Annotated in this window: 19 protein-coding genes; 12 read left to right on the top strand and 7 right to left on the bottom strand. The window is 67.2% G+C overall.

What is annotated here, in order from left to right; all coding sequences use genetic code 11:
- Positions 1-16 precede the first annotated feature (16 nt).
- Together DMP03_RS12865 and DMP03_RS12860 are read left to right on the top strand one after the other, a co-directional pair.
- Positions 17-973 carry an ABC transporter substrate-binding protein gene (locus DMP03_RS12865; protein WP_235908773.1) on the top strand — a complete coding sequence of 319 codons (957 nt, stop codon included), beginning with the start codon at positions 17-19 and terminating at the stop codon, positions 971-973.
- Positions 974-1,171: 198 nt separating this feature from the next.
- On the top strand, positions 1,172-2,557 hold the full coding sequence (locus DMP03_RS12860) for a PAS domain-containing sensor histidine kinase (RefSeq protein WP_152120951.1): 1,386 nt from the start codon (positions 1,172-1,174) through the stop codon (positions 2,555-2,557).
- A 9-nt stretch (positions 2,558-2,566) separates the two neighbouring features.
- On the opposite strand, the gene DMP03_RS12855 is transcribed toward DMP03_RS12860, so the two are convergent.
- Positions 2,567-4,738 carry an amino acid permease gene (locus DMP03_RS12855; RefSeq protein WP_152120950.1) on the bottom strand — a complete coding sequence of 724 codons (2,172 nt, stop codon included), beginning with the start codon at positions 4,736-4,738 and terminating at the stop codon, positions 2,567-2,569.
- 313 nt (positions 4,739-5,051) lie between these two features.
- On the opposite strand from DMP03_RS12855, the gene DMP03_RS12850 reads away from it, so the two are divergent.
- Together DMP03_RS12850 and DMP03_RS12845 are read left to right on the top strand one after the other, a co-directional pair.
- Positions 5,052-5,543, top strand: coding sequence for an Lrp/AsnC family transcriptional regulator (locus DMP03_RS12850; RefSeq protein ID WP_152120949.1), 492 nt, complete (start codon positions 5,052-5,054; stop codon positions 5,541-5,543).
- 5 nt (positions 5,544-5,548) lie between these two features.
- Positions 5,549-5,728, top strand: a complete 180-nt coding sequence (locus tag DMP03_RS12845; RefSeq protein ID WP_152120948.1) for a hypothetical protein — start codon at positions 5,549-5,551, stop codon at positions 5,726-5,728.
- Position 5,729: 1 nt separating this feature from the next.
- On the opposite strand, the gene DMP03_RS12840 is transcribed toward DMP03_RS12845, so the two are convergent.
- Complete coding sequence (locus DMP03_RS12840) at positions 5,730-7,385, bottom strand: thiamine pyrophosphate-binding protein (protein ID WP_152120947.1); 1,656 nt, start codon at positions 7,383-7,385, stop codon at positions 5,730-5,732.
- A gap of 201 nt (positions 7,386-7,586) precedes the next feature.
- On the opposite strand from DMP03_RS12840, the gene thiE reads away from it, so the two are divergent.
- The 5 genes from thiE to DMP03_RS12815 are packed head-to-tail and all read left to right on the top strand — an operon-like array spanning position 7,587 to position 10,970.
- Positions 7,587-8,216 (top strand): thiamine phosphate synthase, encoded by a 630-nt coding sequence (gene thiE, locus DMP03_RS12835; protein WP_394351042.1) that lies wholly within the window; start codon positions 7,587-7,589, stop codon positions 8,214-8,216.
- A complete protein-coding gene (gene thiM / locus DMP03_RS12830) occupies positions 8,213-9,028 on the top strand; it encodes a hydroxyethylthiazole kinase (RefSeq protein WP_152120945.1) in 816 nt (271 codons plus the stop codon). The genes thiE and thiM overlap by 4 nt, the downstream gene beginning before the upstream one ends.
- Entirely contained in the window at positions 9,028-9,750 is a 723-nt protein-coding gene (locus DMP03_RS12825; RefSeq protein WP_152120944.1) for an SDR family oxidoreductase, read from the top strand. The genes thiM and DMP03_RS12825 overlap by 1 nt, the downstream gene beginning before the upstream one ends.
- 51 nt (positions 9,751-9,801) lie before the next feature.
- Positions 9,802-10,587 (top strand): hypothetical protein, encoded by a 786-nt coding sequence (locus DMP03_RS12820; RefSeq protein WP_152120943.1) that lies wholly within the window; start codon positions 9,802-9,804, stop codon positions 10,585-10,587.
- 23 nt (positions 10,588-10,610) lie between these two features.
- Positions 10,611-10,970 (top strand): hypothetical protein, encoded by a 360-nt coding sequence (locus DMP03_RS12815; protein ID WP_152120942.1) that lies wholly within the window; start codon positions 10,611-10,613, stop codon positions 10,968-10,970.
- Here DMP03_RS12815 and DMP03_RS12810 read toward each other — a convergent pair whose 3' ends face one another.
- Genes DMP03_RS12810 through hisC form a run of 5 tightly spaced genes read right to left on the bottom strand, consistent with a single transcriptional unit; the run spans position 10,971 to position 15,330 of the window.
- Positions 10,971-12,089, bottom strand: a complete 1,119-nt coding sequence (locus tag DMP03_RS12810) for an NAD(P)/FAD-dependent oxidoreductase (RefSeq protein WP_152120941.1) — start codon at positions 12,087-12,089, stop codon at positions 10,971-10,973. It abuts the gene before it with no gap.
- A 57-nt stretch (positions 12,090-12,146) separates the two neighbouring features.
- Positions 12,147-13,115 carry a phosphomevalonate decarboxylase MvaD gene (gene mvaD / locus DMP03_RS12805; RefSeq protein WP_152120940.1) on the bottom strand — a complete coding sequence of 323 codons (969 nt, stop codon included), beginning with the start codon at positions 13,113-13,115 and terminating at the stop codon, positions 12,147-12,149.
- A 42-nt stretch (positions 13,116-13,157) separates the two neighbouring features.
- Positions 13,158-13,766: a CDP-alcohol phosphatidyltransferase family protein gene (locus tag DMP03_RS12800; RefSeq protein ID WP_152120939.1), complete on the bottom strand. Its 609-nt coding sequence runs from the start codon at positions 13,764-13,766 to the stop codon at positions 13,158-13,160.
- Entirely contained in the window at positions 13,763-14,266 is a 504-nt protein-coding gene (locus DMP03_RS12795) for an adenylate kinase family protein (RefSeq protein WP_152120938.1), read from the bottom strand. Before DMP03_RS12795 ends, DMP03_RS12800 begins: the two co-directional genes overlap by 4 nt.
- A complete protein-coding gene (gene hisC, locus DMP03_RS12790) occupies positions 14,263-15,330 on the bottom strand; it encodes a histidinol-phosphate transaminase (RefSeq protein WP_152120937.1) in 1,068 nt (355 codons plus the stop codon). Before hisC ends, DMP03_RS12795 begins: the two co-directional genes overlap by 4 nt.
- A 155-nt stretch (positions 15,331-15,485) precedes the next feature.
- Here hisC and DMP03_RS12785 point away from each other — a divergent pair, with 155 nt between their 5' ends.
- From DMP03_RS12785 to DMP03_RS12775, 3 genes are read left to right on the top strand one after another with little or no spacing between them, the layout of a single operon-like run.
- The gene (locus DMP03_RS12785; protein ID WP_152120936.1) at positions 15,486-15,944 is read left to right on the top strand and encodes a CopD family protein; all 459 of its coding nucleotides are present in this window, start codon (positions 15,486-15,488) and stop codon (positions 15,942-15,944) included.
- 48 nt (positions 15,945-15,992) lie between these two features.
- A complete protein-coding gene (locus tag DMP03_RS12780) occupies positions 15,993-17,225 on the top strand; it encodes an iron-containing alcohol dehydrogenase (RefSeq protein WP_152120935.1) in 1,233 nt (410 codons plus the stop codon).
- Between the two features lie 42 nt (positions 17,226-17,267).
- A complete protein-coding gene (locus DMP03_RS12775) occupies positions 17,268-18,740 on the top strand; it encodes a CoA-acylating methylmalonate-semialdehyde dehydrogenase (RefSeq protein ID WP_152120934.1) in 1,473 nt (490 codons plus the stop codon).
- The last annotated feature ends 9 nt before the right edge of the window (positions 18,741-18,749 follow it).

The raw sequence follows: 18,749 nt of genomic DNA, 5'->3' as shown, positions 1-18,749 counted from the left end.
CCCGTAGTTTCCCGACATGGCGACGGCGCTAGGACAGGGTGAGACGGTGAACTCTCTCTGGTGGGACGGCACCGCGGCCGCGATGGAGTATTTCACCGCCGGGATGGACGGTGTCGAAATCGAGTGGGCAGACGAGACGGGCGGGTACGGCTTCGGCGAGGAGGAGCTGTACGCCCTCGACAGCGACCTCCATCTCGTCGACCCCGCGTGGGCGACGACACAGGAAAACTGGAACCGTAACGACATCGAAGAGATTGCCGACAACGTCGGCCCGTGGTTCGGAAACTACTACAGCCGTTATCATGCGGCACCATCGGAGGAGTGGGCAGACGGATACGAGTACAATAGCTTGTGGCAGCTGTTCGAACAGGTGGCGTCGCTGTACGGCGAGCGCGCCCGCTACGAGGCGCTGGCGTCCGTCCGCGATGACCTGCTCGCAACCGTCGACGCCACCCTGCCCGCGGAGTCCGACCGCCCGACCGTCGCGTATCTCTCCGTCTCGACCGACTTGTCGAGCATCTACGTGCTCCGGCTGAACGCCGAGGGGTACTGGAACACGCACACGCGCCCGCTGGGGGCTGTCGACGCGTTCGCGGACGCGGAGTTCGACGGCGCTGCGTTCAATCAGGTCGACATGGAGGCGGTCGTCGAGACCGACCCGGACGCGATTCTCGCGCTCTGGACGGTGACAGACTCCGTAGACTTCGACCGACTCCGGCAGAATCTACGGGACGATCCCGTGGCCAGCGACCTCTCGGCGGTTCAAAACGACCGCGTGTACGCACAAGGGACCCGGTGGCAAGGGCCGCTGATGAACCTGTTCCAGCTCGAGATGATGGCAAAGCAGCTCTACCCCGACCAGTTCGGCGAGTGGCCGGGGTACGAGAACGGCGACACCTACCCGGAGTTCGGTAGCGACGACCAGCTGTTCGACCACGGCCGCGTCACGGAGATTCTCGGCGGGACCCGCTGAGAGGGGGAGACCGGCGCGGCGAGCGACAGCCGCGCTTCTGGAAACAACCGATTAATTTGGCCCTCGCTCGTAGACGGAGGCATGTTCGTGGGGGAACCAGTTCGGGAAGCGTGGTCGATACAGCGGAGACGAGCCAGTCACGGCCGTGTCTGCTCGCAGAGTAGCTCCGTCGACGGCCGACTCGCACGGAACGTATAGATGGCTGGCTCACCGACAGCACGGGCGGACATCAGGGTGGCCGTCCTCGATTCCGTCGAGAGCGAGCCGCACACGACGGCCGAACTCCGTTCCCGCATCGACGGTGACCCGGCCACTATCGAGGATGTGTTGTGCCGACTGTCGACGGAGGGGACGTTGAGAGAAAAGACTGGTCCCGAAGGAACGACGGTCTGGTGGCAGGAGACGGAACCCGCAGCCGCCCGCGACCAGGTCCAGTTCGAGGAGCTAGTCCAGACCGTCTCAGATCACGCGATCTTCTTCATCACGCCTGACGGCACCGTCCAGACGTGGAACGAGGGCGCGAGACAGCTCAAGGGGTACGACGCGGGCGAAATCATCGGCGACCACTTTTCGACCTTCTACACCCCCGAAGACCGCGAAAACCGGCGACCGAGCCGGAACCTCGCTACGGCGGCCCGAGACGGTCGCGTTGAGGACGAGGGGTGGCGCGTCCACAAGGACGGCAGCGGGTTTTGGGCGCGCGTGACCATCACGGCAATTCACGACGACGACGGGACGCTCCGCGGGTTCACCAAGGTGACGCGCGACCTGACCGAGCGCCACGAGTACGAGCGAACCATCGAGCGGGAACGCGAGCGGCTGGAGCTGTTGAACCGGACGCTCCGCCACGACATCCTCAACGGACTCAACGTCGTCACCGTCGAGACGCAGACCGCCCGGGCCCACCTCGACGAGGACCACCCCGTCACCGAGCATATCGACGTGATTCGCGACCGCGTCGACGACCTCACGGAGCTGATCGAGACGATGCGAGAGCTCATGTCCGCCCTCGAAACCGACGGGTCGAAGGAACTAGAGCCGATATCGCTCACCGAGACGCTCCGAGAGCAGCTAGACCTACTCGAACACAGCTACTCGGGGGTAGAAGTCACCAGTCGTGGTCTCGACGAGGTCCCGAGTGCCGTGCTCGCTGACGGTCTCCTCGGCCGGGTGTTCGAGAACATCCTGACGAACGCGGTCGTCCACAACGACACGGACCGGCCGCGGGTCACGGTGACGGCGCGTGAGACGCCGCGTTCTGCTGCGGGCGAATCGCCCACCTTGCTGTCCGGAAGCGGGAATGGCGAAACGGAGGCGTCGGGTGCGACTACCGCCGGCGTCACGGTCCACGTCGCGGACAACGGTCCCGGTGTCCCACCGGAGGAGCGCGACGCCATCCTCGAGAAAGGGGTGTCCGAACTCGACGAGCCGGGCAACGGCTTCGGGCTATATCTGGTCAAGGAGATGGTCCGAAGCTACGAAGGGACGCTCGATATCACGGACGCGAGCGAGGCTCCCGACGACGTGCTCGTCCCCGACGAGGAGCGCGGCGCAGTGTTCTCGGTGACGATTCCACAGGCCTGAATCGGCGGCTCAGAACGTGAGCCGTTCGAGGAGTCGGCGCACGAGTCCCGGTCGCTGTGACTCGTGTGGGTACACCGTCACCGTCGTACAGCCCGGACTCGGCAGCGCCGGTCCGTCGTCGAACAGTGCACCACGGAGCCGTTGGTCGGTTCCGCGCCGCACCACCACGTCGGCGTCCGTCTGTTGATCGCTGCCGACGGACTCCGTCCGCACCGGCACCGACAGCAGCTCCGAAAGCTCTGTCTGGTACTCGGCGATGGTCTCTCTGTACGTCTCGGTCCCCTGCCAGTCGGCGGGGTACCACAGCGAGATCTCGCCGTCGTTCGCGGCGGCGAAGGCCCCGGCCACATCGACCGCGAGCGGTGGATACGGGTCACCGTCGCCCGACAGCGCAATCTGTTGCGGGCGGTCGTAGCCGAGGTTGTCGACGAGCAACACGTCACACGGTGCGTGTCGGACGACCCAGTCGATGGGGTCGCCGAACAGCCGCGACCGGAGCCGCAGCGGCTCGTGTTCCGCGACGACGGAGTCGACGCCCCGCTCGCGCGCGAAGTTGACGATTGCGTGTTTGGTGTCGTGGCTCACGATTTCGTCCGCCTCGATGTCGACGTCGAACTCCTCGGCCAGCCCCTCGATTCGAGTCTCGTACGAGAGGTCCGTAGACGACTGTGTCGTCACGTTCTCGGTGAGCGGCGCTTGGTCGGGCACCTCCTCGAACCGAGCGACGACGACGCGGCCGTCGTCCGCCCGCACCATATCGGCCGCGATGGCGACGAGGGCACGCTCGCGGCTCTCGTCGAGGTTCTTCGTGAGCGCGACGAGCACCTCCCGGCTGGCGGTGTCGACTGCGGCCTCCGTCTCCGTGAGCACGTCGCGACCGACCCGACGACGGACGGCGTCCGTCGCCGCGCCCTCGCGGTCGACGCGCGACCGGACGTAGACCAGATACCAGAGGACGCTCCCGACGGTGATGACCGCCGCGCCGATGAGTGCGACCGACCCCATCTGTGTCAACAGCAGGGCCCCGGTAATCGCGCCGAACACCTGCATCCACGGGTACAGCGGCGAGGTGAACTCGGGTTCGTACTCCGCGTTGCCCTCGCGGAAGGCGATGACTGCGAGGTTGATGAGCGCGAACACCATGATCTGGAACGCGCTCGCGAGCTTCGCGATGTCGAGAATCGGGACGAACGCAATGAGGACAAGCAACACCGCCCCCGTGAGCGTGATGGCGTTCACCGGCGTGCCGAACCGGTCGCTCACGTCCGCAAGCGACGGCGGTGCGAGCTGGTCGCGGCTCATCGCCAACGGGTACCGCGACGACGAGAGGATTCCCGCGTTCGCCGTCGAGATGAGCGCGAGCATCGCCGCGATGATGATAACTATCTCGCCGAGTCGGCCGAGCGTCGCCTCGGCAGCGATTGCCACCGGCGTGTCGGAGCCGGCGATGGTCCCCGGGTCGGTCACGCCGACCAGGACGAACACGATTGCGACGTACAGTACCGTGGTGAAGCCGAGCGAACCGAGAATGCCGAGCGGAATGTTCCGACCCGGATCCTCTACCTCCTCGGCGACGCTCGCGACCTTCGTGACGCCGGCATAAGAGACGAAGACCAGCCCGGTCGCGGCGAGCAGCCCACCGATACCGTCGTCGAAGAAGTCGGCATAGTTCGCCGACTCGACGAGCGGCGCGCTCCCGGCGGCGAACCAGCCGAGCGCAGCGAGCATCACGACCACGATGACCACCTGGAGTCGGCCGGTCTGTTTTGCCCCCACGATGTTGATGAGAATCAACACCACGGCCAGTCCCAACGCGACCGGTTCGGCCGGGAGGTCAAACAGGATGAGCAGATACGGGACGCCACCGACGAGCGCGAGTGCGCCCTTGAACGACAGCGAAAACCAGGTCCCGACGCCGGCAATCGTCCCGAGCAGTGGTCCCATCCCGCGCTCGATGTAGATGTAGGTGCCGCCCGCCTCGGGCATCGCGGTCGCCATCTCGGACTTCGAGAGCGCCGCCGGGACGACGAGCAGCCCGGCCAGCGCGTAGGCGAAGATGACGGACGGGCCCGCGATGTCGAGCGCGAGGGCCGGCAGGATGAAGATACCGCTCCCGATCATCGCGCCGATACTAATCGCGAGCACCGACGGCAGTCCGAGGTCGCGTTCGAGCTCCTTCATCTCGCCTCACCGACCCGCCCGACGGTGGAGTCGCCCTGTCCGTCACCCGAGACGCAGCGCGTGGTGTCTCGCCGTGGAATCATGATGGCGTGCTCGTGGAGAGATAGATGCGTCGCATTGGTGTGTATTTGTAAACTCGTGACGGAAACAGATAAATCGACTGCCCTCATTGACGGTTCGTCATCAAATGGGGTATTATAGTTCGTTATTGTTGCACACGGTGGTGGCCGGGGGCACACGGTTCGCGGGGGAGACCGCGGGAGCAGTGACGTGACAAGCTTATATTGCGCCCGCGGTCCAACGGATACCACCGATGAAAGACGGCGACCTAGACTCTGTCGACAGGCACATCCTCTATCATCTCCAGCAGGACGCGCGCTCGACGTCGTCGACGGACATCGCAGACGAGCTTGGGCTGTCTTCGAGCACGGTCCGAACCCGACTCAACAAGCTGGAGGACAGCGGCGTCATCCGCGGCTACCATATCGACATCGACTACGACCTCGCCGGCTATCCGCTGTACACTAAGATTATCTGCACGGCACCGATTCCACAGCGCGATGAACTCGCCAACGAGGCGCGCACGATTCGGGGGGTGACTGCCGTCCGTGAGATTATGACCGGCGAGCGGAACGTCTACGTGAACGCCATCGGCCGAGACCACGATGACCTCAACCGCATCAGCGAGGAACTCGACGCGGTCGGGCTCCGTGTCGTCGACGAACAGCTCATCCGCGACGAGTACGTCTGTCCGTACCACGGCTTCCTCGACGACGCCGACGAACCCACGGCGGAGGACGGGTGAACCAGATGAGTAGTGCCCTCGCCAGTCCTCTCGTCCGGTATGGTATCGGTGCCGCGAGCGCGGCCGCGCTCCTGTTTCTCGCGTTTACGGCAGCCGAGGGACCGACGCGGTGGTTCCTCGTGTTGCTCGCCGCCGCAGAGTTCCTCGTCACGCCGCGCATCCTGGAGTACGCGGCCGAGGGGTAGCTCACCGCCGCATCCACTCGCTCGCCTGTGGCTCGGTCGGGTCGGTCCGAACTTCGACCAGTGACGGCCCGTCGCTCGCCCGCGCCTTGGCCACGGTGTCGGCGATCTCTTCGGGCGAGCCGGCCCTGTAGCCGGCCACGCCCATCGACTCCGCGAGCGCGGTGAACTCGACCGGCGTCTCGCCCCAACCGTAGGCTACCGCTTCGAGCCCGTAGCTCCGGGTCGCTTCCTCGCTGATAATGGCGTAGTCGTCGTTGCGGAAGACGACGACCGTCACGTCCAGCTCCTCGGCGGCCAGCGTGTGGAGTTCGTGGAGACACATCATCAGTCCGCCGTCGCCGGTGAGCGCGACGACCTCACGGTCGGGGTCCGCGACCTTCGCCCCGATTGCCGACGGAAGTCCGGTTCCCATCGTCGCCCACGACCCCGGATTGACGTATCGGCGCGGGCCGTACGCCGGGAAGGAGACGAGCGCCCAGATGCGGAAGCCGCCGGCGTCGACCGCCACCGTCGCCTCGCGCGGGATCACCTCGCGGACGGCTCGGAGCGCCTCGACGGAGGTCAGTTGCCCGTCGTGTTCACCGAGCAGCGCATCGAGCCGCGCTCGGTCGGCAGTCCGCGCCTCCCGCGCTCGCGTCTTGCCGTCCCCGTCGCCCGCCGGTAGTGAGTCGTGGAGCGCTCGGAGTGTCGCGTCGGCGTCCGCGAGGACGCCGACGGCGGGGTCGTAGCCGGTCCCGATATCACTCGCGTGGTAGGTGACGTGCACGAGTCGGTCCGGGAGGTCATACCCCCACTCGCCGGTCGCGACGGCGTCGAAGTCCGTCCCGACCGCGAGCAGCGCGTCGGCGTCTTCGAGGACGGCCGCCACCTCGGGACTGGTTCCGCCGCACAACACCCCGGCCGACAGCGGATGGTCCTCGGCGAGGGTCCCCTTCCCCTTGTACGTCGTCACGACGGGCGCGTTCAGATGGGCGGCGAGCGTTTCGAGGCTCGCCGCGGCGTCGCTCGCGCGCACGCCGCCCCCCGCGAGGATAGCCGGTCGCGTCGCGTCTGAGAGCAGGTCCCTCGCCCGCGCGAGGGCGTCAGGAGCCGGTCGCTTCGGCCCGGTCGTCCTCGCCTCGCCCGCGTCGACCGACGCCACCGCCTGCCCGAGAAACGTCTTCGGGATGCCGACGCGGACGGGACCCTTGGGGTGGGTGGTCGCTTCCTCGACCGCCTCGGTGACGACTGCTGCCGCACTCGCTGGTGACTCGACCGTGTAGTTCGCCTTCACCAGTTCGTCGTACACCTCCGGCGGCGTTTCGTGAATGCCGTCGCCGCCACGCACCTCCGGAGCCGTCTCTACGGCGACGTGCAACAGCGGCGTGCAGTCGTTATACGCGTTCTTCAGCCCGTTGGCCGCGTTCAGGTCTCCTGGTCCGGGAATGACGACGGTCGCCGCAGGTCGGCCCGTCGTCTCGGCGTACCCCCACGCCTGGTGGCTGACCGCGGTCTCGTGGCGGGCGACGACGTACCGGATGTCGTTGCCCGCCATCGCCTCGTTCAGCGGGAGCGTCTGTTTGCCCGGGATGCCGAACGCCGCGTCGATACCGGTCTCGGCCATCGCCGCGACCACCGCCTCGCCCACGGTCGTGGTCGCGTCGCTCGAATCGTCCATGCGGTGGAGTCGCCACTTTTGTATAAATATCTCCCGGATGGGGTGGTGCGATTACGCCCGGCTGTCGGCACGTCGACCGTCGGCGCTGCTCGATTCCGCGCGCCGCTGGCAGTTCCGTGGGGATACCGCTGTGACAGGACAGACGGCGGCGGTCGGGCGAAACGCCCTTACCTCGACCACCAGTAACTACCACCGATGAATCTGCAGACGTATCTGGTAACCGAAGCCCGCTTTTCGACACACTCGACGCTCGAAACAGTCGAGGCTGCAATCGCCGGCGGCGTCGACGTCGTGCAGTTGCGCGAGAAGGCGACGAGCGTCCGCGAGCGGTACGATCTCGGTCGACAGCTCCGCGAGGTGACGCGCGCGGCCGACGTGCCCCTCATCGTCAACGACAGGGTCGACCTCGCGGCGGCAATCGACGCTGACGGCGTCCACCTCGGCGACGACGACCTCCCAATCGGGGTCGCCCGCGAGCAGTTGGGTGGCGACGCCATCATCGGCCGGTCGGTGTCGACAGCCGAGGCTGCCGAGGAAGCGGCTGCGGGGGGTGCGGATTATCTCGGCGTCGGCGCGGTGTTCGCCACCGGGTCGAAGGAGACCGACCCCGAGGAGTCCGAAATCGGACTCGACACCGTCCGTAAAATCGACGCGGCCGTCGATATTCCGTTCGTCGGCATCGGGGGTATCGACGCGACGAACGCACGGGACGTAATCGAGGCCGGCGCGGACGGCGTCGCCGTCATCTCAGCGATCACCGACACCGACGACCCCGAGGCCGCGACGCGGGCGCTCCATGCAACCGTCGCCGGCACGGAGGTGGAATCATGAACCCCGACCTCGATGGAGCGTTCGACGCTATCGAGGAGACGAGCCCGCTCGTCAACTGCATCACCAACGCCGTCACCGTGAACGATGTGGCGAATGCCGCTCTCTTCTGGGGCGGGCTGCCGGTGATGTCCGACGACGAGAACGACGTGGTCGACATGGTCGCCGGCGCTGACGGACTCCTGCTCAACATGGGGACGACCGACGAGGCAGGCGTCGAGACGATGCTCGCGGCCGGCCGCTCGGCGATGGACCACGACGTGCCCATCGTCCTCGACCCGGTCGGCGTGGGCGCGACGCCGGCGCGCGACGAGACCGCACGGCGGCTCACAACCGACCTCGACATCGCCGTCATCAACGGCAACTACGGCGAAATCACGGCTCTCGCCGGCGAGACGGCAGACGTTCGTGGGGTCGAATCGGTGGGCGACTACTCGGAGATCGCCCGTGACGCGACCGCCGTGGCCGCCGACACCGGCGCGGTCGTCGTCGCCTCCGGCGCGACCGACGTGGTCGCGACCGCCGACCGCGCCTTCGAAATCGAGGCTGGCCACGAACTGATGGGCCGGTTCGTCGGCACCGGCTGTATGCAGGGGGTGACACAGGCCGTGTTCGCGGGCGCAGTCGCGGAGACGCTCGATGCCGTGCTCGCCGGGACGCTTGCGTACGGACGCGCCGGCGAGCGCGCGGCGGCCGGCGCGTACGGCGACTTCGAGGGGTCGGCCAGCTACCGGACGGCGTTCCTCGATGCCATCGCCGGTCTCGCTGCCGCCGAAGCCGCACCCGACGAGGAGCGTATCACGGAACTGGACTAATGTCCGAGGTCGTTCTCGTCACGGGAGCGAGTTCGGGTATCGGGGCCGCCACGGCCCGTCGGCTGGCAGCCGACGGCTACCGGGTCGTCCTCGCCGCCCGGAGCGAGGGCCGACTCGACCGCGTGCGCGAGGACCTGCCGACGGATGCACTCGCCGTTCCGACGGACGTGACCGACCTCGACGCTGTCGCGGGTCTCGTCGACGCGACGCTCGACCGGTTCGGCCGCCTCGACGGCGTCGTCGTCAACGCCGGCACGGGCGAACAGCCGGACGTACCGCTGTCGGAACTCTCCCTCGACCAGTTCGAACAGGTGACCGACGTGAACGTGAAGGGAGCCTTCTACACAGTTCGGGCCGCGCTGCCGGCCATTCGCGAACGGTCGGGCGCGGTCGTCTTCCTCGGGAGCTACAAGGGCAAGTACCCGAGCACCGCCACCCCGATTTACGCGGCCTCGAAGTGGTGGCTTCGGGGATTCGCCGCAAGTCTCGCCGGCCGCGTGGGTCCCGAGGGGGTACAGGTCGGTGTCGTCAACCCCTCAGGCGTGCCGACGGCATTCGGTGGAGAGTTTCGCGAGCAATCGAACGACGACCGACTCGACCCCGACGCCGAACTTTCCGTCGAGGACGTGGCCGACGCGGTGGCGTACGTCCTCTCGAACGCCTCGCCCGCCGCGGTCACCGAACTCGACCTCTTTCGTGAGGACATCTACGAGCGGTTTTGAGCCGAACTGGTTCGGGCTACACGCTATCTCTCTTCCACGCCTACCGTTCGTATGCAGCGACTCGACGGCTGGCTGGCCGAGGAACGCGAGACGTTCACCGAGCGCACAAATAAACTGGCGCGTGGCGTCCCCGAGGCGGTCGGTCCGTACCGGGCGACGACAGCCACGCTCGGCGAGAAGGTCGCCGCCGGACAACTCGGAATCGAGGATGACCCCCACGGCGCGCGCCGGCGGTTCGACGCGGCGAGCAATCTCCACGCCGGTGCGGCCGACGCCGGGACGAACGTCGCCGCCGAGCGGTACTTCGCGCTGCGCGCGGCGACGCTCGCCGGTGCAAAGCAGGCCGTCCCGGGACTGGCTCGGCGGCTCTCGCGGGCGACAGAGCAGGCGACGCTCGCCGAACTCGACGAGCGGGGTTCGCTCGACATCGACTACTACCGCGCGCTCGCCGCCGGGGCCGCAGGTGACGACGAAACCGTGGCCGAAGCCACCGACCGCCTCGCGGCCGAGACGACGCGACTCGCGACGGCCGGCTTCTTCGAGACGACCGCTCGCGAGGAACAGCGGCTCTACGGCGGCCGCGTCGCGTTCCTCGAAGGACTTCTCGACGGGGACCCGACCGTCGTCGCGCGCGGTATCGAGGGCGCGCTTGCCCACCACGACGGTCGTGACCCGGGCGCGGCGACCGAGCTACCGTGTCGCGAGGCGACCTTCCTCGCCACCGTCGCGACCGCGGCCGGACTCGACGCTGACCTCCCCGAGTCGGACGCTATTATGACGCCGCTGGTCGACGCGACCGCGCTTCCCGACGGGCTGTCGCCGACACAATCGCTTTGAGGGTGGCCCGCCTCGGGCGGGTGATGGCACTCTCCGACAACGTCGTCGTCTTCGTCGTCAGCCTGCTCGTCGGTGGTATCGGCATCCACGTCGGGGCGAGTCTGCTCGCGTCGAGCCGTGATTACAGCCACGCCGTCGTGACGGCCGCGCTCGGTGCGCTCGTGTGGGGTGTCGTCGGCTGGCTCGTCGGCGGTATCCCAGTCGTCGGCCCGGTCGCGACGCTGTTGTCGTATCTACTCGTCGTGCGCAGCCGCTACCGCGTCGGCTGGACGACCGCCGCGGGTATCTCGCTCGTCGCGTGGGTCGCCTCCGTCGTCGTGCTCTCCGTGCTCGCGGCCGCGAACGTCACCTCTCCGTCGGCCGTCGGCGTCCCATTCGTCTGATTACAGCTCGTCGCGCACCAGCGTCGAGGCGTTCGTAATCGCCCCCACCGAGGAGAGGTGTGCCGCACCGATACTCGCCTTCGCGGTGCGGGCCGCCTGCCCGCGGAGGACGGTCGGACCGACCTGTGCGACCGCGCCGTCGCCGACCGTCACGACCCAGCCCGGCGAGTCGAAGCTGTAGCGGTCCAGCGACGGAGCAAAGCCCCCCGACCCTGACAGGTCGTGATCCACGAGCGCGGCGATGTTGTCGGCGGCCACCTTCGCCTCGCGTAGCGCCGTCTGGGCACTCGCCGGGACGGCCGCGCCGTTCGCGTCCGTCACGCGCGCGCTATCGCCGACGTAGAAGGTCCCGTTTTCGCCGCGCAGCGTCTCCCGCGTCGCGGCGCGGTCGCCGGCCAGCGCGTCCGGACCACGGATACCTCCGGTCCAGACGAGCGTCTCGTAGGCAAGTGACTCGTCGGTGTCGAGGTGGACGCGGTCGTCGTCCGCGCCGGTGACGCCGACGCCGGTCCGTACCGTTACGTCCCGCTCGGTCAGTTCCTCGAGGACCGCGCGCTGAAACGCCGATTCGAAGCCCGAGGCGACCGACTCGTTCCGCTCGACAAGCGTGATGTCCGCGTCGTACTCCTCCTCCTCGGCGAGCGCGGCGAGTTCGCCGGCGACCTGAATTCCGGAGAGACCGCCACCGCCCACGACGATATCGCCCCCTTCGGCGGCGTGGACGGCCGCCCGGATGCGCTCTGCATGTTCGAGTCGCTTGAGCGGAAGCGCGTGCTCCTCGACGCCCTCGAGACCGTGGAAGGCGGTTTCGGCTCCGAGACAGACGGCGGCGTAGTCGTACTCGATGTCGCCGTCGGCGAGCGTCGCGGTGCCGGCCGCGGGGTCGATGGACTCGACGCGCTCGATGCGGAGGGTCGCACGGCCGGTCACGTGTTCGAGCGGGAGACAGATGGTGTCGGTCACGTCCGGGCGGCGAATCGCCCGGTGGAGTTCGTGTTGGACCAGATGATAGGGTTCGTCGGTGACGAGCGTCAGGCCGACGCTGTCGGGGAGTGTGCGTTCGAGCCGGCGGACCGCGGTCAGCCCGGCGTACCCAGCGCCGAAGACGGCAACATGCATACGCGATAATTAGTGGGCCGGCCGCTTGAACCCCCCGCGTGTGTCCTCGCCGCGTCGTCAGAACAGGGCTTCGGAGTCGTCGAGAATCCGGGCGGGACCGCCGACCTCCCAGACGCGCGTCGGGACGAGCTCGGCGATGGCGCTCTCGACGCGGTCGACGTGCTCGGCGGTCGTGTTCACGTAGACGGACGCACCGGTATCCGTCGAGTAGTAGACGGGAACCCCTTCACCGCGAAGTTTACGGACGGTTTCGAAGATCTCCAGCGTCTCGGGCTGCCAGTACACCCACGCCGCAGGCCCTGTCATCGTCGTCGCGGCGAGCGACAGCGAGTCGTGTTCCGCGAGTTCGAACGTCTCGTCGAAGTCGCCACGACGGAGCGCGTCGCGCATATCCGACATCTGCTGGTGGATGTGGGCGAGTCGCGCCTCGAACATGTGGGAGGCTTCAGCCTCGTCGTGGGCGGCTTCGGTGTGTTTGAACGCCGGGACCTCCGCCGCGACGATGCGGAGATCGTCTTCGAGGTCCGTCTCGATGCGGTGGGCACGACAGTCCTCGTCGTTCATCCCGGCGTCGAGTTGGGAGAACGCGCCCGTCACCGCCCGCGCCGCCGAGGAAGAGCCGCGCCGGGCGACCGTCGAAATCTCGGGTCGGGTCATATCCAGTCCAGCCGCCTCGACGAGTGCCATCGCCGCGGCCGCGAATCCGGACGAGGAGGAGCCGAAGCCGATGTTCGTCGGGAAGTTGTTCTCGGAGTAGAAGCGCACGGGGGCGTCGATATCTGCCAGCTCGCGCACGTGGTCGACGACCATCTCGACGCGCTCGCGCCCGCGCCCGTCGACGGATTCGCCGTCGATGACGATCTCGTCGCCGTCGAGCGCCTCGTCGAACTCGGCGGTCGTCTTCGAGTGTGACGGAGCCGTACAGACGCTGATGGAGTCGTGATACGGGAAGCGACGCTCGGCGTCGCGCATCCCGTGGTACTTGATGAGCCCCTGAATCGGGTGGGCCTTCGCGGTGGCTTTCATACCTGCAGGGGGTAGCGTAGCGGGCTTAAAAGGACCGCTCGCTCACTCCAGCGCGCGCAGCGCGTAGTAGAACCGCTGGAGTGCGGTGACGTGGCTGACGACGGCAAAGAAGACGAGCAGGAGTCCGACGAGCGACAGCCCCCGATACGAGACGGTCGTGAACGCCGCGATACCGGTGGTGATACCGATGATGGCGAGTCGGTCGGCGCGCCCGACCAAGCCGCCGTAGACGCGGTCCAAGCCGACGGCCTGCGCCTGCGTCCCGAGATAGGAGGTCATCAACACGCCCGTGACGGCCGCGATACCGATGGCGAACTCGCCGGTCCCGCCCGCCAGTCCGACAAGCAGGAGGATGTCGGCGTAGCGGTCGAGCACGTGGTCGATGAGGTCACCGCCCGGCGAGTCGGTCTCGGTCTGGCGGGCGACCATCCCGTCGAGCACGTCGAGCAGGCCGTTCGCTAACACGAGGAACGCGCCGAGCAGATACAGCATGGAGCCGGGGTCGGCGAGCCAGTAGGCCGCGCCCGCCGCGCCCGCCGTCGCGATGGCGACGACGGAAATCGCGTTCGGCGTCAGGCCGAGCCGTATCGCGACCCGAACCACGGGGGTGAGCAGGCGGTCGGAGACGCTGCGATACTGGTCGAGCGTCATAGCCACCCGATGAAATCGACCGTGCCGGCCGACGGCTCGCGCTCGTCGGCGACGACGGTCTCTATCTCTCTCGCCACTTCCTCGGGCGTCCGGTGGGTCGTGTCGATCTCGTACACCGACTCCCGCCCGTGGTTCGCAACGGCCTCCGAGAGCACTACGTCGAGTGCTTCTGCCTCTGCATTCTCGCGAGCCTTCTCGACGCTCTCGCCGCGCTCGGTGAGCCGCGTTTCGAGGTCGTCCGGGTGACACCGGAGCACGACGACCCGATCTGCCGGGAAGTGGTGGGCGAGATGCGACTCGACGAGGCAGTCGCGGTCGCCGAGCCACTCGCCAAGCGCGTCCATGTCGGCGACGCGCGAACCGCGCTGGTCGTCGCGTCCGGTGTCGAACCCTTCGGACTTGATAACCTCGTTCAGGTGCACAACGTCGAGGTCCGTCTCCACAGCGTCGACGGCGGTGGTCTTGCCCGTCCCCGGCGTGCCGGTGACGGCGACCCTCATAGTGCCCCGTTGATGACCTCGACGGCGCGTTCGGTCATGGCAGGCGTGCCGGCGGTGATGCGAACACACTCCGGCAGGCCGAACGAGGAGGTGTCGCGGATGATGACACCCTCCTGCTTGGCGGCCTCGAAGACGCGGGTGCCGTCGCCCACTTCGGCGAGCACGAAGTTCCCCTGTGACTCCCACGTCGGGCAGTCGAGGTTATCGTACATGTACTCTCTCGCGTCGCGGACGCCCTCAACGGTCTGCTCGACGTGATCGGTGTCGTCGAGGGCCGCGAGTCCGGCGCGACAGGCGAGCTCACTCGCCGCGAAGGGAGTGTTGACGCGGGCGTACGCCTCGCTCCAGTCGCGGGGGACGATGGCGTAGCCGAGCCGACAGCCCGCCAGCCCGAACGCCTTCGAGAAGGTCCGAAGCACGGCCACGTCGTCGCGCTCGCGGGTGAGTTCGACTGCCGATGGCGTCTCGGAGAACTCGCCGTACGCCTCGTCCACGACGACGAGCGTCTCCTCGTCGGTGGCGTCGGCGAGCTTCCTCACCTCCCCGAGTGGCATCTCCGTGCCTGCGGGGTTGTGCGGCGAGGTGACGTAGACAACGCGCTCGCCGTCGTAGTAGTCGAGCACGCCCTCGGCGGTCTGCTCGAAGTCGTCTGCCTTCCGAATCGGGTACTTGTTCACCTGTCCGTGGTGAAAGCGGGCCGACATGGCGTAGTAGGCGAAGCCGGGGTCCGAGACGAGCACTTCATCGCCGGGTGCGAGGAGCGCGCGGGCCAGATAATCGAGGGCACCGTCGCCGCCGTTGGCGAGCCACACCTGGTCGTCTTCGACCGAAAACCGGTCGGCGAGGGCCGCGGTCAGGTCGGTGTGTGAGGCCTTCGGGTAGGCGTGGACCGTCGCGGCCGACTCCCGGAGCGCGACGACCGCCTTCGGCGACGGTCCCCACGCGTTCTCGTTCGAGGAGAGCTTCACCAGCTCGTCGGGGTCCATCCCGAGTTCGCGAGCCGTCTCCTCGATGCCACGGCCCGCCTCGTAGGGCACGTGCGTCGAGAGGTCTCGTGGTTCCATACCCGGTGAAAACAGCGGGGCATTCTTAAGAGTGCTCACACCGCGTGTGTGATACACGAACGGTGGACACCCACACCGCGTGTGTGGTACACGAACGACAGCAACCTCCAGGCCACGAGCGGTGGATTCAGGATGCCCGCCCTCTATCTCGGCGTATGATCGTCGATGCAATCTCCTACGTGCTTCACATGGTCTTCGGTACACTGCTCACCGGGAGCGTGCTCTACGTCGCGCTCGCCGTGAATCCGACCGCCGTCGCAGGCGACATCCAGCCCGACGCGCTCAAACAGGTCACTGGCCGGCTCACGACGGTCTCCCGCAGCTCGGCCGTCGTCCTGTTCCTGACGGGCGGTCACCAAGCGGGGAACTTCTACAGTATCGAGATGCTCACCGGGACGTTCCGCGGTCACCTCGTGCTCGCGATGCTCGTCCTCTGGCTCGTGCTCACCGCGCTCGTCGAAATCGGGAGCGCGCGACTCCGGGAGGGACTCGACGCCGACAAACTCCGGGAGCCCGCCCGCGAGGCACGGCCGTTCTTCCGTGCCGGGGCCGTCGTCGCCGTGCTCCTGCTCGTCGACGCCGGACTGCTCGCCTCGCCGGTCGCTCCGTATTGAGAGTGGCTCTCTCGTAACATCTATGTCGTGTGGTTGTGACATACGACCATGCCATCTGGTACACCGGCACACGAATCCCGGCTCGTCGTCTCGCCGGGAAAAATCGAACTGGGCCGTGGAGCAGTCGAGACGGTCGGCGAGTACGCCGACACCTACGGCGACACCGCCTTACTGGTCGCCTCCGCCGAAATCTACGACATCCACGGCGAGCGCATCGAGCAGTTGCTCACCGACGCGGGCGTCGAGGTGGTGGTCTACGACGAGGTACGGCCAGACCCGACCGTCGAGAACATCGAGGCCGCCCACGAGCGCTACGTCGAGGGCGGCTGTGACCTTATCGTCACGCTCGGGGGTGGCTCCTCGATTGACACGGGAAAAGGGGTAGGAATCCTCGCGGCAAACGATGGCGACATCCGCGACTTCGGGGTCGACAAGGCCGGCTACGAAGGCGTCCCGAACCCGACGCCGCCGATTATCGCGGTCAACACGACGACTGGAACCGGGAGCGAGGCGACCCGGTCTGTCGTCGTCAGCGACGAGTCCACGTCGACGAAGTTCCTCATTGTTTCGAAGAACGTCGTCCCGACCGTCGCCATCGAGGACCCCGAACTCACGGTGTCACTCCCACAGAGCCACACCGCCTTCACGGGTATCGACGCGCTCACCCACGCCATCGAGGCGTACGTTTCGGTGAAGTCCTACAGCGTCTCCGATGACTTCGCGACTAACGCCATCCGCCGGATGGCCGACGCGCTCCCGAAGGCGTGGGCCAACGGCGAGAACATCGAGGCCCGCACGGAGACGCTTATCGGCCAGCTACAGGCCGGACAGGCGTTCACGAACTCATCGGTCGCACTCGTCCACGGCATGGCGCGCCCGCTCGGGGCACAACTGCACATCCCACACGGGCTGGCGAACGGACTCCTGCTCCCGTACGTGATGGAGTTTTCACTCATCGCCGCGCCCGAAGACTACGCCGACATCGCCCGGACGATGGGAGTCGACGACGACGAGATGAGCGACCGCGCCGCGGCTGAGGCCGCCGTGGAGGGTGTCCACGACCTCTGTTCGGACATCGACCTCGCCGACTACCTCGACGAGTACGGGACCGTCCCGCCCCGCGAGGAGTATCTCGACGTGGTCGGGAAGATGGCACAGGACGCAATCGACTCGGGGTCGCCCGACAACAATCCGCGCAAGCCGACACAGACCGAAATCGAGGAGCTGTTCGTCCGGCTGTACGACGACGCGCTCGCTCCTGACAGCCCGCGGCGAAGCTAACGGCGAATCAAGATTTATACCGCTCTGTCACGCCTCTATCCCATGGCACCATTTGGCGCAGTCACGGAAACGGAGACCGTACGCAACTACGCGGGTGGCGAGTGGGCCGACCCGACCGGCGAGGAGTCACACCCGGTAGTCAATCCGGCGACGGGCGAGACGCTCGCGACGACGCGATTCAGCTCCGAGTCCGACGTGGACGACACGGTGAGCGAGGCGCTCGCCGCCTTCGAGACGTGGAGCAAACAACCCGTCGAGGAGCGCATCCAGCCGCTGTTCAAGCTGAAACAGCTCCTCGAAGAACACCAGGACGACATGGCGCGCACGCTGGTCGAGGAACACGGGAAGACGCTAGGCGAGGCGCGGGGCGAACTCCGCCGCGGTATCGAGAACGTCGAGGTCGCCTGCGGGATTCCGTCGATGATGCAGTCGGGGACGCTCCAGCACGCCGCGCCGGATATCGACGAGAGCGCCGTTAGACAGCCACAGGGCGTCTACACGGCGATTACGCCGTTCAACTTCCCGGGGATGATTCCGCTGTGGTTCCTGCCGTACGCCGTCGCGACCGGCAACGCCTTCATCCTCAAGCCGAGCGAGCGCGACCCGCTCACCTCACAGTACCTGTTCGAACTCATCGACGAGGCCGGCTTCCCGCCGGGGGTCGTCAGCTTACTCAACGGTGGCCCGGACACCGTCAACGCCCTCCTCGAACACGACGACGTGGAAGGCGTCTCCTTCGTTGGCAGCACGCCAATCGCCCGGCACGTCTACGAGACGGCCGCCGCCAACGGTAAGCGCGTGCAGGCGCAGGGCGGTGCAAAAAACCACGTCATCGTCGCCGAATCCGCCGACGTGGAGTTCGCCGCCGAGCAGTCCGTCAACTCCGCGCTCGCCTGCTCGGGCGAGCGGTGTCTCGCGAACGACGTTGTACTGGTCGACGAATCGGTGTACGACGAGTTCCGGGCGGCGGCCCTCGAAGAGGTCGAATCGCAGGTGCTCGGCAACGGTCTCGACGACGAGACCACCATCGGCCCGCTCATCACGCCCGAACACGAGGCGTCGGTCCGCGAGATGATACAGACGGGCATGGACGAGGGAGCCGACCTCATCCACGACGGCCGCGATTGGGAGGCCGACGACGACGGCAACTTCCTCGGGCCGTGTCTGTTCGAGAACGTCGAACCCGGCATGACCATCGTCGACGAGGAGATCTTCGGGCCGGTGCTCTCGCTGGCGACCGTCTCCGATATCGACGAGGCAATCGAGACGATGAATCAGAGTCGGTTCGGCAACGCGGCGAGTCTGTTCACCGACAGCGGGCGCGACGCCCGGAAGTTCAAGGAGGATGCCGAGGCCGGCAACCTCGCCATCAACGCCGGCACCGCCGCGCCGATGGCGTTCTTCCACTTCGGCGGGCAGAAGGACTCGTTCTTCGGAGACCTCCACGCCCAGGGTGAAGACATGATTCACTTCTACACCGACAAGAAAATCGCCATCGAGCGGTGGGACTACTGAGCCGCTGAC

This window comes from Halosegnis rubeus (assembly GCF_009184545.1).
Lineage (GTDB): Archaea > Halobacteriota > Halobacteria > Halobacteriales > Haloarculaceae > Halosegnis > Halosegnis rubeus.
This window is presented reverse-complemented; position numbering and strand designations above follow the sequence as displayed.

Coding starts and splice junctions, on each gene's coding strand:
- DMP03_RS12825 (WP_152120944.1), top strand. CDS start 9,028: ATGTCCGAGGTCGTTCTCGTCACGGGAGCGAGTTCGGGTATCGGGGCC.
- DMP03_RS12780 (WP_152120935.1), top strand. CDS start 15,993: ATGCCATCTGGTACACCGGCACACGAATCCCGGCTCGTCGTCTCGCCG.
- DMP03_RS12850 (WP_152120949.1), top strand. CDS start 5,052: ATGAAAGACGGCGACCTAGACTCTGTCGACAGGCACATCCTCTATCAT.
- DMP03_RS12840 (WP_152120947.1), bottom strand. CDS start 7,385: ATGGACGATTCGAGCGACGCGACCACGACCGTGGGCGAGGCGGTGGTC.
- DMP03_RS12860 (WP_152120951.1), top strand. CDS start 1,172: ATGGCTGGCTCACCGACAGCACGGGCGGACATCAGGGTGGCCGTCCTC.
- thiM (WP_152120945.1), top strand. CDS start 8,213: ATGAACCCCGACCTCGATGGAGCGTTCGACGCTATCGAGGAGACGAGC.
- DMP03_RS12810 (WP_152120941.1), bottom strand. CDS start 12,089: ATGCATGTTGCCGTCTTCGGCGCTGGGTACGCCGGGCTGACCGCGGTC.
- DMP03_RS12795 (WP_152120938.1), bottom strand. CDS start 14,266: ATGAGGGTCGCCGTCACCGGCACGCCGGGGACGGGCAAGACCACCGCC.
- hisC (WP_152120937.1), bottom strand. CDS start 15,330: ATGGAACCACGAGACCTCTCGACGCACGTGCCCTACGAGGCGGGCCGT.
- DMP03_RS12775 (WP_152120934.1), top strand. CDS start 17,268: ATGGCACCATTTGGCGCAGTCACGGAAACGGAGACCGTACGCAACTAC.
- DMP03_RS12865 (WP_235908773.1), top strand. CDS start 17: ATGGCGACGGCGCTAGGACAGGGTGAGACGGTGAACTCTCTCTGGTGG.
- mvaD (WP_152120940.1), bottom strand. CDS start 13,115: ATGAAAGCCACCGCGAAGGCCCACCCGATTCAGGGGCTCATCAAGTAC.
- DMP03_RS12820 (WP_152120943.1), top strand. CDS start 9,802: ATGCAGCGACTCGACGGCTGGCTGGCCGAGGAACGCGAGACGTTCACC.
- DMP03_RS12815 (WP_152120942.1), top strand. CDS start 10,611: ATGGCACTCTCCGACAACGTCGTCGTCTTCGTCGTCAGCCTGCTCGTC.
- DMP03_RS12845 (WP_152120948.1), top strand. CDS start 5,549: ATGAGTAGTGCCCTCGCCAGTCCTCTCGTCCGGTATGGTATCGGTGCC.
- DMP03_RS12800 (WP_152120939.1), bottom strand. CDS start 13,766: ATGACGCTCGACCAGTATCGCAGCGTCTCCGACCGCCTGCTCACCCCC.
- DMP03_RS12855 (WP_152120950.1), bottom strand. CDS start 4,738: ATGAAGGAGCTCGAACGCGACCTCGGACTGCCGTCGGTGCTCGCGATT.
- DMP03_RS12785 (WP_152120936.1), top strand. CDS start 15,486: ATGATCGTCGATGCAATCTCCTACGTGCTTCACATGGTCTTCGGTACA.